We start from the raw sequence: 12,221 nt of genomic DNA, 5'->3' as shown, positions 1-12,221 counted from the left end.
AAGTCAGGAAAAGGGCGCCGCTTTGCACTGGCGGCGATCCGGGGCTAAGCCACACATCAAGCCCCATCGGCCGTCTATGCAATCTTAAGGCGGGCCGCATCAAAAAAGGGGTTTCGGAACGTTACCCGAAACAAAGGACCAGGCCTTGGGCGACAGAAAATACTTCGGCACCGACGGCATTCGTGGCCGCGCCAACACCTATCCGATGACGGCCGAGGTCGCGCTGCGTGTGGGTCTGGCGGCCGGGAAACTGTTCCGCACCGACGACGATCGTCGCCATCTGGTGGTGATCGGCAAGGATACGCGTCTGTCCGGCTATACGATCGAGCCGGCCCTTGTCGCCGGGTTTGCTTCGGTCGGAATGGACGTGCGCACCTTCGGGCCCGTGCCGACCCCGGGCGTGGCCATGCTGACCCGGTCGATGCGGGCCGATCTGGGCGTGATGATTTCGGCCTCGCACAACGACTATGCCGATAACGGCATCAAGCTGTTCGGACCGGACGGCTACAAGCTGTCGGACGAGATCGAAATGAAGATCGAGGCCATGATGGACGAGGGCCTGGATAAGGACTTGGCGCCATCAAACAAGCTAGGCCGGGTCAAACGCATCGACGACGCCCAGGCTCGCTATATCGAGATCGCCAAACAGGCCTTCCCCAAGCGGCTGACGTTGCAAGGCCTGCGCATCGCCGTCGATTGCGCTAACGGCGCCGGCTACAAGGTCGCGCCGACCACCCTGTTCGAACTGGGCGCCGAAGTCTTCCCCGTGGGCGTGACCCCAAACGGCACCAACATCAACGCCGAGTGCGGCTCGACCCATCCGGCGACCCTGGCCGATGCGGTCAAACGCTATCGCGCCGACATCGGCATCGCCCTGGACGGCGACGCCGACCGACTGATCATCTGCGACGAGACGGGTCGGGTCGTGGACGGCGATCAGATCATGGCCTTGGTCGGGCTGGACTGGGCGAGGCGCGGCCTCCTAACCGGCGGGGGCGTGGTGGCCACCGTCATGTCCAACCTGGGGCTGGAGCGCAAACTCAAGTCCGAAGGCCTGACGCTGGAGCGGACCAAGGTCGGCGACCGCTATGTCATGGAACGGATGCGCGAAGGCGGCTTCAACATCGGCGGCGAGCAGTCGGGCCACATCATCCTGCACGACCACGCCACCACCGGCGACGGCCTGATGGCGGCGCTGCAGGTGCTGGCCGTCCTGGTCGAATCCGGCAAGCCGATGAGCGAACTGGCCCGTCAGTTCGATCCCGTGCCGCAGAAGCTGGAGAACGTCCGCTTCACCGCCGACAAGCCGCTGGAGACCGACACGGTCAAGGCCGCCATCGCCGAGGCCGAAGCGGCCCTGAGCGGTCAGGGACGGCTGCTGGTGCGTCCCTCGGGCACGGAAAAGCTGATCCGCGTCATGGCCGAGGGCGACGACGAGGCGCTGGTCAAGCGGGTGGTGGCCGATGTCGCGGGCGCGGTGCGCTCAGCCTAGGGCTTGCATGCCGCCGGCGGGTCGCCGTCGCGTTCCCACAGTTTGCAGGATCGGTCGATCTCCCCTTGGATCAGGTCGCAAGGATTGGCGGCGTTGCAGGGCGGTCGGGTCGCCGGGCTGACCTGGATGCAGCGCTCGACCAACCGGGCCGAGGCGGCGGCGCCGATGGCGTCGCGGCAGGGGACCTCGCTGACCGGAACCGGCTGGGCGGGCATGTCCGGTCCTTCGGGAATGCTGGCCTCGACGTCCTCGGCCGGTTTGGTCGCTTCCTTCTCCGCAGCAGCCGGCTTGGCGGGCGCGGCAGGCGGCGGGGCGTCGGGCGCCAATGGAACCGCGTCGATGACGTCGCTGCGTGCCGCAGTGTCTCCGGACGCAGGCTGATCGGCTGGATCAGCGCGCTGACATCCGGCCATCAACACAACGCAGGCGGCCATCGAAAGCCAGGGGGATCGACGCATCGACTTGTCTCCGGTCAAGACTGACCGGGCGAGGATGCCCGTCCCCGCCCCGAGGTGAAACCCCCTATCGCTTCACCGCCGCCAGGGCCGCCTTCTGCAGGGCGAACAGTTCGGTGCAGCCGGTCTCGGCCAGCGAGAAGAGCCGGTCAAACTCGGCGCGCGAGAAGCCGCGCTTCTCGCCCGTGGCCTGGACCTCGACGATCTGGCCCGAGCCAGTCAGGACGAAGTTCGAATCCGCCTCGGCCTCGGAATCCTCTTCGTAATCCAGGTCCAGCACCGGCACGCCGTCGCAGACGCCGCACGACACGGCCGCCACCTGATCCGTGATCGGGTCGGCCTTCAGCACGCCCTCGTCGCGCAGATAATTCAGGGCCACGCTCATGGCGACCCAGGCGCCGGTGATTGACGCCGTGCGGGTGCCGCCGTCGGCCTGGATGACGTCGCAGTCGATCAGCACCTGACGTTCGCCGAGCGCCTTCAGGTCCACCACGGCGCGCAGGGAGCGGCCGATCAATCGCTGGATCTCTTGCGTGCGGCCCGACTGTTTGCCGGCGGCGGCTTCACGGCGCCCGCGTGTGTGGGTGGCGCGGGGCAGCATGCCATATTCGGCGGTTACCCATCCCTGGCCCGAGTTGCGCATCCAGCCCGGCACCTTGTCCTCGATCGAGGCGGTCACCAGCACCTTGGTGTTGCCGAAGCTGATTAGGCACGAACCCTCGGCATAGCGGTTGACGCCGGTCTCGATGGTGACGGGACGCAGTTGATCGTCGGTGCGTTGCGAATGGCGCATGGGAAGGGTCCTTGGAAGTCTGACCTTGGAAGCTGTGGCGGCGGTGCTTATCCTGAAACCGTGAGCCTGTATGCCCCGAAAAACCCGCCGTTCGACGCCGGCCCATCCCCGAATCTGGCCCTCGCGGGTCTGGCGGGGCTGGATGCGCGGGCGCGCGACATCTTCCGTCGCATCGTGGAAAGCTATCTGGAGACCGGCGAGCCGGTCGGGTCGCGGACCCTGTCGCTGGGCGGGATCGCCCTGTCGCCCGCCTCGATCCGCAACACCATGCAGGATCTGACCCTCGCGGGCCTCTTGGCCGCGCCACACACCTCGGCCGGGCGGATCCCGACCCACGCGGGCCTGCGCCTGTTCGTGGACGGCCTCTTGGAAGTCGGCGACCTCACCAAGGAAGAGCGTCTCGAGATCGACGGGCGGCTGGCGGGGCGCGGTCGGAACTTCGAGGCGGCGCTGGATGAGGCGTCGAACCTCTTGTCGGGCCTGGCCGGCGGCGCAGGCGTCGTGTCCAGCCCCGTGCGCGATTCCGGCGTCAAGCACGTCGAGTTCGTCGCCCTGGGCGGGGACCAGGCCCTGGCGGTCATCGTCGCTGACGACGGCACGGTCGAGAACCGAATCATGACCCTGTCGGCCGGGGTCACGCCCTCGACGCTGGTTGAGGCCTCCAACTTTCTGAACGCCCGCCTGCGCGGCCGACCCTTCGCCGACGCCCGGCGCGAGATGACGCAAGAGCTGGAAATCGCCCGGCGAGAACTGGACCAGACCGCCGCCCGCTTGGTCGAGGACGGATTCGCCGCCTGGTCCGGCGGCGCCGACCGCGAGCGCGCCCTGATCGTGCGAGGTCGCGCCAACCTGCTTCAGGACCGCGAAGGCCTGGCGGATCTGGAGCGGGTCCGCGTCCTGTTCGACGATCTGGAGCAGAAGGAACAGCTGATCGGCCTGCTGGACGGCGTCGATGCGGCCCAGGGCGTGCGCATTTTCATCGGCGCGGAGACACGGTTGTTTTCACTTTCGGGTTCCGCCGTGATCGCGGCGCCCTATATGAGCGGCCGACAGCGGGTTCTGGGCGCCATCGGCGTGATAGGCCCCGCAAGACTGAACTACGCCCGTGTCATTCCGTTGGTGGACTATACCGCCCGGGTGCTGGGCCGGATGCTGGACGGGAACGACAAGTGAGCGACAAGCCCCTTAACGACGAAATGAACGCCGTGGACGCCGACATGGCCGAAACCAACGCCGAACACGGCCTGGACGCCCAGCCGTCAGACGATCTGGCGCCGCTGGACGCCGTGATCGCCGAGCGTGACGAATGGAAAGATCGCGCCCTGCGCGTCGCCGCCGAGATGGAGAATCTGAAGCGCCGCTCGGAGACGCAGCAGAACGACGCGCGCGCCTTCGCCATCCAGCGCTTCGCCAAGGACCTGCTGGGGGTGGCCGACAATCTGGAACGCGCCTTGATGGCTGCGCCCAAGGACGCCGAGGGCGCGACCGCCGGTCTGGTGACCGGGCTGGAATTGACGCAAAAGGCCCTGCTGCAAGCCTTCGACGCCAACGGCCTGAAGCGCGTCGCGCCACAGGCCGGCGAGGCCTTCAACCCGCACCTGCACCAGGCGATGATGGAGCAGCCTTCGGACACGGTGCCCGGCGGAGCGGTGCTCCAGACCATGCAGTCCGGCTTCGAACTGTTCGGTCGCACCGTCCGCCCTGCCATGGTGGTCGTCGCCGCCAAGGGATCCGGCGCCCAGGCTCCCAACCCCTATGGCGCCGCCCCCGCCGCCGACGGTCAGGCCTTCGACGGCAAGGCCTGATCCGCAGTCGTCAGGCGGCGTCGGTCAGAACTGACGCCGCCAGGCTCCGATCAAGGCGAACTCCGGCGGCGCGTCTGCGACATGGCGCGGCTCGCGGCTGGCGACCGCTTGAAGCGTCATGCTGGACCCGTCCCACAGCCGGCGTTCGCCACCGAGGATGAAGTCGATCTGACGGCCGCTGGGCGTCGCCGAGAAGCTGCGGCGCGAATAGGTCAGCGGATCGAAATATTCGACCGGAATATCCGCCAGCATGGCCGAGAAGGTTCCGCGCTCGATCCTGAGCGGCTGAGCCAGGGTGAAGCTGATCTGGTCGCAGATCATCAAACAGCCCGTAAGCAGGCCCAGCCGCCAGTTCGAACTGATCGCCGCCTGATCCATCGACAGGAACCGGCCCTCGATCCGGGTCGACCCCAATGCCCGCCTCGCCGATCAGGCGCAGGCCCGGCCGCAGCGTCCAGTCGCCGCCGAGCGCATAGAAGCTGGTCCGTGAGGGCAGGGCGAAGTCGGACCCGCCCGGCAGGAAGGCGCCCAAGGGCCCGAGCCGTTCATCCAAGGCGCCCACGCTGAACGACAGACCGCCGTCCGATCCGCGCCATCCGATCGCCGCGCGACTATAGGTCGAGGCGTCCTGCTCGACGCGACGCAGCGGCATCCGGCGATCGCCGCCGCCACTCTCGCCCGACACCGTCACCGGGCCGAACCGTATCGCGCCGCGTACGGCGTGATCGGCCTGGGCCAGGGCGGCGAAACCGTCGCCCGCCGCACCGTTGAACGGCGAGGTCGCCCCGCCCTTTCCTTGCCAGACCGAGAAGTTCATCCGGCCCGTGGCGACGTCAAGCATCGCCTCCTGACGGGGTTCGTCCCCCATCCAAGGCGCATCATACAGATCGTGACGAGGCGCGATCGGCTCGGGTCGGGCGCTGGGTTGCGCCGCGATCAGGTTTAATCGACCGCCGCCCGGCAGGGCCAGGGTGGTCGTCGCCGTGGTGTTCTGCTCGAACGGCGCCGCCTGATAGGACCGGCTCGGCGCAGTCGGATAGGCGCCGCCAAGTTGGACGGCGAACATGCGATCGTAAGCGTCGTAGAGCACCGTATTCAGCGCCGTCTGCCGACCGAAGGCGTCCCCGAAGGCCGCACCGACGAAACTGCCGGGTTCGCTCATGCTGACGATGGAGCTTCCATCGGCCATCGGCGTCGAGGTAGTCCCTGCCGGCCGGAAGGCGCGGGCCATGTCCAGCAGGCCGCGCCCATAAACGATGTCCGTGCCCGGATCGCCCGCATCGCGTGCGGTTGTCAGCAAGATATCCAGAGCCGCACGCGCCGTCAGATTGGGGAAAGCCTGCATCAGCAAGGCGAGCGCGCCGGAGACATGCGGCGCTGAGAAGGATGTGCCGTTGACGCGCCAGCACGACGTGCCCTCACACCCTGTGATCACATCCTCGCCCGGCGCTGAAATATAGCCGGCCGCCGTATCCCCTGCCCGGTTCGAGAAGCTGGACATCACATCGGTCGCGCCATGCGATCCGACCGCGATGACGCTGCCGGCGAACCGGGGGTCAATGGCGTACCGCGCGGGCCAGCCCGGATTGGCGTTTCCGTCATTGCCCGACGAGGCCACGATCACGGCGCCCGAGTTCACGGCTCGCAGCAGCGCCGCCTCGAACGCCGAGCCCAGCCGCCCATCGCCGCCCAGCGACATATTGATGATCTTGACGCCATTGGCGACGGCGTAGCCAAGCGCGCGCACCAGATCCGAACTGCTGAAACAGACCTCGGTATTCTTGTCCGTGCAGTCCGAAATATCGGTGCGGATCGACAGGATGGTCGAGTTGTACGCCACCCCAATCGTGCCGAACCCGTTGAAGTTCGAGGCGATCACGCCCGACACGCGCGTGCCGTGGCTGCTTGACGCCACATAGGGCGTATTGCGCCCCACGACGACGTCGGTCGAGGCGCTGGAGATACGCCCCTCCAACTCCGGTAAGGTATTGGCGATGCCGGAGTCGACGACGGCGACAGTGACGCCCGCTCCAGTCGCCCCGGCCTGCCAAGCGGATTGGACCTTCATATTGGCCAGGCCGTAGTTCCGCAGATACTCGCTCGACGTGACCGAGGGAGGCGGAGGCGGTGGTGGGGGAGGAGGCGGCGGGGGAGGCGGCGGGGGTGGCGGGGGCGGAGGAACGGGGGGCGTGATCGTGCCGCCGCCGCCACCGCCTCCACCACCGCCTCCGCACCCTGCGAGAGGCAGAAACAGCAGGCCGATACCCAGGACGATCGCCCCGCGAAGCCGCAATCCGTTCACGCCCTACCCTCCCATACTCGGGCTGCTCCCCGCAGCCTTAGCGCCAGTAACGCCCTAATTCTTTAACGCTTTATCGAACGTCGCCAGCAGCTTGGACCAGCCGTCCTTAGCGTCTGCTTCCGAGTAGCTTGCGCGGTAGTCGGCGTGGAAGCCGTGCTGGGCGTCGGGATAGACGACGATCTGGCTGCCGGTCTGGCCGGCGCGGGCTAGGGCTTCGCGCATCCGTTCGACGCTGGCCAATGGGATGCCCTGATCCTTCCCGCCATACAGGCCGAGCACGGGCGCCTTCAGATCGTCGGCGATGTCGACCGGCCAGGGTTGGCCTGATGAGATCTGAACCGGCGTGGCGTCGGCGGCGGGGGCCAAGCGGCCGTACCAAGCCACGCCGGCGCCGATGGCGGCGAACCGCGCCGCCGCCTGCCACACCACCTTGCCGCCCCAGCAGTAGCCGGTGATGCCGACCTTGCCGTCCTTGGACCACGACCGCTGACTGGTCCATTCCAGCGTCGCCGACAGATCGCCCATCACCTGCTCATAGTTGGCCGCCCCGACGATCTGCATGATCCGCTGCATGTCCGACAGCGGCGCGGGATCCTCGACCCGGACGAAGAAGGCCGGCGCAATGGCGGCGTATCCCTGCTTGGCCAGACGGCGGCAGATGTCGCGGATATATTCGTGGACGCCGAAGATCTCGGAGACCACCACCACGACCGGGAATGGGCCGTCGCCCGCCGGCCGGGCGACATAGGCCGGAAGCTGGAACCCGTCCGGCGCGGCATAGGTCACGGTCTCTGTGGACAGGCCCTCGGCGTCGGTCGTGATGGGCTTGGCTTCCTGGGCCAGGGCTGCGACCGCATAGCCGGAAAACAGCAAGCCCCCCAAGGCGCCCAAGGTTCGACGGCTCAGTTTCAGGTCGTCGGCGGTCTGGCCTTCGGGGCGGATAAGCACGGTCATCGGACGCTCCAACGCGGGAAAAGGCGTCAGAGCATCACGGCTGACGGCAGTCGTCCAGTCACGATAAGGCGCGCTTTAAAACGGGAAGAAGGGGGCTCAAGCAGCGAGCGACCGCGTCGCGCGCGTTAGCGCCCTTCTTCCCTTCATCAATGCCTGAAGACCCGTACGCCGGTGAAGGCCATGGCGATCCCCTTCTCGTCGGCGGCGGCGATGACCTCGTCGTCGCGGATCGAGCCGCCGGGCTGGATCACCGCCGTGGCCCCGGCCGCGACGGCTTCCAAGAGGCCGTCGGCGAAGGGGAAGAAGGCTTCGGAGGCGCAGGCCGACCCCTCGGCCAGGGACTGAGTCAGGCCTTTCGCCTCGCCGGCCTCCTTGGCGCGGATGGCGGCGATGCGGGCGCTGTCGCGGCGATTCATCTGGCCGGCGCCGATGCCGGCGGTCTGGCCGTCCTTGGCGTAGACGATGGCGTTGGACTTGACGTGTTTGGCCACGGTGAAGGCGAACAGCATGTCCTGGATCTCGGTCGGGGTCGGCTGGCGCTTCGTCACGATTTTCAGGTCCGAAGGCTTGATCAGCGACCGGTCGCGGCTCTGGACCAGGAAGCCGCCGGCGACCGAGCGGAACACCTCGCCCGCGCCGTGCGGGTCAGGCAGGCCGTCGGTGATCAAAAGGCGCAGGTTCTTCTTGGCCGCGAAGACGGCCTTGGCCTCATCGTCGGCGCCGGGCGCAATGACGACTTCGGTGAAGATGCCGGTGATGGCGCGGGCGTCGTCGCCGTTCAGCGGGCGGTTGACCGCGATGACGCCGCCGAAGGCCGAGACGGCGTCGCATTCCAGCGCGCGGGCATAGGCTTCGGAAAGATCCTTGCCGACCGCCACGCCGCAGGGGTTGGCGTGTTTGACGATGACCACGGCGGGCTGTTCGAACTCGGCGACCAGCTCATAGGCGGCGTCGGCGTCCGCGATATTGTTGTAGCCCAGTTCCTTGCCCTGGATCTGTTCGGCATAGGCCACGCCCGGACGGCGCTCGCCGGTGCGGTAGAAGGCGCCCGTCTGGTGCGGGTTCTCGCCATAGCGCAGCGTCTGGGCCAGGGCGCCCGCGATCGACTTGCGGGCCGGCGCGGCATCCTCGATCTGACCGGCGAACCAGCCGGAGACGGCGGCGTCATAGGCGGCGGTACGGGCGAAAGCGCGGGCGGCGAGGCGCTTGCGCAGGGCCAGATTGGTCGAGCCTTCTGCCTTCAGCGCCTCGAGGATCAGGCCGATGCTCTCGCCGTCGACGGCGACGGCGACGTAGCCGTGGTTCTTGGAGCCCGAGCGGATCATGGCCGGGCCGCCGATGTCGATGTTCTCGACCGCCGCCTCGAACGCGCCGCCGGCCGCGACGGTGCTTTCGAACGGATAGAGGTCGATCCAGACGATATCGATGGCGCCGATGCCGTGGTCGGTCATGGCCTGGGCGTGGTCGGCCGCGTCACGCACGCCCAAGAGGCCGCCGTGAACGATGGGGTGCAAGGTCTTGACCCGGCCGTCCATCATCTCGGGGAAGCCGGTCAGATCAGCGACATCCTTGACCGGAAGACCCAGCTTCTCGATCGCCGCGCGCGTGCCGCCGGTCGAGACCAGTTCGACGCCCAGATCGTGCAGGACGCGCGCCGCATCCTCCAACCCGGCCTTGTCGGACAGGGAGATCAGGGCGCGTTGCGGCTTGACCCGGTCGGGAGCGGGCGGAAAGTCGGGAGCGGCGGGCATGGGCGGCGTCCGTGATGGCAGGGGAGGATGGCGCGCCGTCTAGACCCAAACCGCTTCGCCGTCACCCCACGGACGGTTTCAGGGCCTGATCGGCAGAGGTCAAATCGCTACGCGATTTGTCGATGCCGTGAATCAGGCTCTTGCGTCACGTCGGTTCGCCGCTGGCGCCGGCCGGGCTCAGCTTCCAGCGGATCTTTGTCTCGCTGTCGGTGCGAGCCGAGCCGCGCACCACGATCTGCAGCGAACGGCGGGTCAGGCCAGCGTCGATATGGACGCTGGGCTCAATGGCCACGTCCGGACCGTCGGTCCTGAACCACCAGCCCCGGCCCGAGGCGCCGCGCAGCAGGATCGAGCGCCGGTCACGCGCCAGAGAGGCCTGAACCCCCGGTTCCAGATGGAAACGGATGGCGTAGGGGGCCGCGATCTGGCGCACCATCTCCTTGCGGCCGGGCGTGGGGAACAGCTTTTCCTCGGCCCGCAGCTCGTCCAGCCGCTGGTCCAGATACAGTCGGCGCTGATGGTTAAGGCCGAACAACTCATTCCAGCCGTCGTGTTCGATCTCCAGCCAGACGGCGCCGTCGCCGTCGCGCAGGTCGGTGGTCACATGGATCGGCGGTCCGACCAAGCGTGGGCCCAACAGATCGCCCTTCCAGCCGCCCAGCGGTTCGTTCAGCGACCGCTCGCCCAGGGTCAGGGTCGAGTGGGCGGGCGTCAGGCGCAGGGCCTGGCGGTCGGTGGAGGCCGGCGTCCAGCCCGATCCGGTCACCAGACGATCCTTGCCGCAGGCGATCTCTAGCGCCAGCGGCTGGGCGCAGGCGGCGGCCCCCCACGCGTCGCGCGCCGGCGGGGCGGTGTCGGCGATGATGGTCAGCAGGGGGCTGGCGATGCGCGTCAGGCCGGCGACCGCACCGGTCGCTGCAGGCGCATCTTCGCTTCTGGCCGTCGCTTCGTCGTCGTGGGCGCGGGCGGCCGCGACGCGTTCGAAGGTGGAGGGGCCGCCGCCCTGGAAGCTGGCCAGACGACCGTCGGGCAAGGTCAGCAGGCGCAGGCCCTGCGTCAGCCGGGCGATGGCGGCCGAGACGCTCTCGGGCGTCGGTTCGGACAGTTGCGACAGGGCATCGTCCAGCGTCAGCAGGTCGAGCAGCAGCTCGAGGCCCGCCTCGGGACTGCGCGAGGCGTGGCCGCCGTCGGCCTGCACCGTCGTCTTCAGGGCGCCGTCCAGTCGCGACAGTGCGCGACGACGCAAGGCCTGCCCTGGCGAACCCGCCAGCACGCAGCCGCCGATGGCCGCCGCCGTCAACCGCTCGGCCCGGCTGGCCAGACCGCCGGGCGGACGCAGCAGTTGCCGGGTCTGGCGCGCCAGACTGTCGGCCAGTTTCAGCCGCTCGGGCTCGGTCGCAACGGCGCCCATCCGCCGGGCGCCGCACGCCAGATTGACGACCCGCCGCGCCAGGATTTCTGGTCCCCAGGCGAAGGGCGACCATCGTGCGAAGGCGTCGGCCCAGGCCAGGGTCAGACGCAGCGCCTCGCGCGCGCCTCGGTCGCCTTGGGCCATCAGCCCAGGCAGCCAGGCGAAGGCGTGAAGTTCGACCGCAAAAGGCCGCGAGGGGCTGGGCCGGTTCCACGGATCGGACGGGGGCTCGACCTCCATCGAGGCGCCGGCCAGCATGAAACGCCCGGCCAGGACATTGCGCCCCGGCGCCGGATCGTGCGGGCGGAAATCGCGCGGGGTGGCGGCGAAAGCGGTCACCTTGCCTCCGCCCAGCGGCGACCCCAGCGTCAGGCCGTAACCGGGCAGGCCGTAAAGCTCGATCCACAGCTGCCGCGTCGCCAACCGTCCGGCGATGGCGGGCCACAGGCCGGGTCCGGCAGTCGTGTCGCCCGATCGAACCGGCGTGCGCACCGGCGCGCCAGGCAGGCCGGGAATCTGACCCGAGGCGACGTCCAGCGTCGTTTCCTGGCCTCGCGGGGCGAAGGGGCCGAGCGGGCTCATGCGGAGGCCGGCGCGGCCTTTAGGGCGGCGATGTTGGTCGCGTAATCGCCCTTGAACACGAACGAGCCGGCGACCAGCGCGTCGGCGCCGGCGGCGACGCAGGCTGCGGCGTTGGCGGAGGTCACGCCGCCGTCCACCTGGAGGTGAGCCGACGAACCGGCGCGGTCGAGAATGGCCCGTGCGCCCGCGATCTTCTTCAGCGAACTGTCGATGAATTTCTGCCCGCCGAAGCCCGGGTTGACCGACATGATCAGCACCAGATCGACCAGATCGACCACCTCTTCCAGGATCGACAGCGGCGTCGCCGGATTGAACACGACGCCGGCCTTGGCGCCCAGCTGGCGAATGCGACCCAGGGTGCGGTGCAGGTGCGGCCCGCTTTCCGGGTGAACGGTCAGGACGTCGGCGCCCGCCTCGCGGAACGCCTCCAGCCAAGGATCGACCGGCGCGACCATCAGGTGCACGTCGAACGGCAGGGTCGTGTGCGGCCGGATCGCCTTCACGATGTCGGGGCCGAGCGTGATGTTCGGCACGAAATGGCCGTCCATCACATCGACGTGAATCCAGTCGGCGCCCGCCGCCTCCAGCGCGCGGACTTCTTCACCCAGCCGCGCGAAATCGCTGGCGAGGATCGACGGGCAGATCAGAGGGGTAACGGCCATGGCCTTCCGGATAA

At 68.4% G+C, this 12,221-nt stretch carries 10 protein-coding genes; 3 read left to right on the top strand and 7 right to left on the bottom strand.

All coding sequences use genetic code 11. From position 1 onward, the window contains the following. Positions 1-145: 145 nt before the first annotated feature. Positions 146-1,492, top strand: coding sequence for a phosphoglucosamine mutase (gene glmM / locus HF680_RS09840; protein ID WP_185224930.1), 1,347 nt, complete (start codon positions 146-148; stop codon positions 1,490-1,492). Here the strand turns inward: glmM and HF680_RS09835 are convergent. Together HF680_RS09835 and rph are read right to left on the bottom strand one after the other, a co-directional pair. Beyond that, complete coding sequence (locus HF680_RS09835) at positions 1,489-1,950, bottom strand: hypothetical protein (protein ID WP_185224929.1); 462 nt, start codon at positions 1,948-1,950, stop codon at positions 1,489-1,491. The genes glmM and HF680_RS09835 overlap by 4 nt on opposite strands. 64 nt (positions 1,951-2,014) lie before the next feature. Continuing rightward, positions 2,015-2,740 (bottom strand): ribonuclease PH, encoded by a 726-nt coding sequence (gene rph, locus HF680_RS09830; RefSeq protein ID WP_185224928.1) that lies wholly within the window; start codon positions 2,738-2,740, stop codon positions 2,015-2,017. Between the two features lie 114 nt (positions 2,741-2,854). Between rph and hrcA the strand changes: the two genes are divergently transcribed. Further along, positions 2,855-3,913, top strand: a complete 1,059-nt coding sequence (gene hrcA / locus HF680_RS09825; RefSeq protein ID WP_185225050.1) for a heat-inducible transcriptional repressor HrcA — start codon at positions 2,855-2,857, stop codon at positions 3,911-3,913. A 44-nt stretch (positions 3,914-3,957) separates the two neighbouring features. Next, positions 3,958-4,545, top strand: a complete 588-nt coding sequence (gene grpE, locus HF680_RS09820) for a nucleotide exchange factor GrpE (RefSeq protein WP_235968941.1) — start codon at positions 3,958-3,960, stop codon at positions 4,543-4,545. A 10-nt stretch (positions 4,546-4,555) separates the two neighbouring features. Here the strand turns inward: grpE and HF680_RS09815 are convergent, their stop codons facing one another. From HF680_RS09815 to rpe, 5 genes are all read right to left on the bottom strand, one after another. Then, positions 4,556-6,613, bottom strand: coding sequence for a S8 family peptidase (locus HF680_RS09815; RefSeq protein WP_235968931.1), 2,058 nt, complete (start codon positions 6,611-6,613; stop codon positions 4,556-4,558). Positions 6,614-6,901: 288 nt separating this feature from the next. Beyond that, positions 6,902-7,801: a dienelactone hydrolase family protein gene (locus HF680_RS09810; protein ID WP_185224926.1), complete on the bottom strand. Its 900-nt coding sequence runs from the start codon at positions 7,799-7,801 to the stop codon at positions 6,902-6,904. Between the two features lie 146 nt (positions 7,802-7,947). Continuing rightward, positions 7,948-9,552 carry a bifunctional phosphoribosylaminoimidazolecarboxamide formyltransferase/IMP cyclohydrolase gene (gene purH, locus HF680_RS09805; RefSeq protein ID WP_185224925.1) on the bottom strand — a complete coding sequence of 535 codons (1,605 nt, stop codon included), beginning with the start codon at positions 9,550-9,552 and terminating at the stop codon, positions 7,948-7,950. A 145-nt stretch (positions 9,553-9,697) separates the two neighbouring features. Continuing rightward, positions 9,698-11,545, bottom strand: coding sequence for a heparinase II/III family protein (locus HF680_RS09800; protein ID WP_185224924.1), 1,848 nt, complete (start codon positions 11,543-11,545; stop codon positions 9,698-9,700). Then, positions 11,542-12,207 carry a ribulose-phosphate 3-epimerase gene (gene rpe / locus HF680_RS09795; protein ID WP_185224923.1) on the bottom strand — a complete coding sequence of 222 codons (666 nt, stop codon included), beginning with the start codon at positions 12,205-12,207 and terminating at the stop codon, positions 11,542-11,544. The genes HF680_RS09800 and rpe overlap by 4 nt, the downstream gene beginning before the upstream one ends. Between the last annotated feature and the right edge of the window lie 14 nt (positions 12,208-12,221).

Source organism: Brevundimonas huaxiensis (assembly GCF_014218725.1).
Taxonomy (GTDB): Bacteria; Pseudomonadota; Alphaproteobacteria; order Caulobacterales; family Caulobacteraceae; genus Brevundimonas; species Brevundimonas huaxiensis.
The sequence above is the reverse complement of the archived record's forward strand: the minus strand, read 5'-3'. Positions and strand labels throughout refer to the sequence as shown.

What these genes read in the sequence shown, in the direction of transcription:
- HF680_RS09835 (WP_185224929.1), bottom strand. Translation starts at nt 1,950, where the DNA reads ATGCGTCGATCCCCCTGGCTTTCGATGGCCGCCTGCGTTGTGTTGATG.
- HF680_RS09800 (WP_185224924.1), bottom strand. Translation starts at nt 11,545, where the DNA reads ATGAGCCCGCTCGGCCCCTTCGCCCCGCGAGGCCAGGAAACGACGCTG.
- grpE (WP_235968941.1), top strand. Translation starts at nt 3,958, where the DNA reads ATGGCCGAAACCAACGCCGAACACGGCCTGGACGCCCAGCCGTCAGAC.
- rpe (WP_185224923.1), bottom strand. Translation starts at nt 12,207, where the DNA reads ATGGCCGTTACCCCTCTGATCTGCCCGTCGATCCTCGCCAGCGATTTC.
- HF680_RS09815 (WP_235968931.1), bottom strand. Translation starts at nt 6,613, where the DNA reads ATGAAGGTCCAATCCGCTTGGCAGGCCGGGGCGACTGGAGCGGGCGTC.
- purH (WP_185224925.1), bottom strand. Translation starts at nt 9,552, where the DNA reads ATGCCCGCCGCTCCCGACTTTCCGCCCGCTCCCGACCGGGTCAAGCCG.
- HF680_RS09810 (WP_185224926.1), bottom strand. Translation starts at nt 7,801, where the DNA reads ATGACCGTGCTTATCCGCCCCGAAGGCCAGACCGCCGACGACCTGAAA.
- rph (WP_185224928.1), bottom strand. Translation starts at nt 2,740, where the DNA reads ATGCGCCATTCGCAACGCACCGACGATCAACTGCGTCCCGTCACCATC.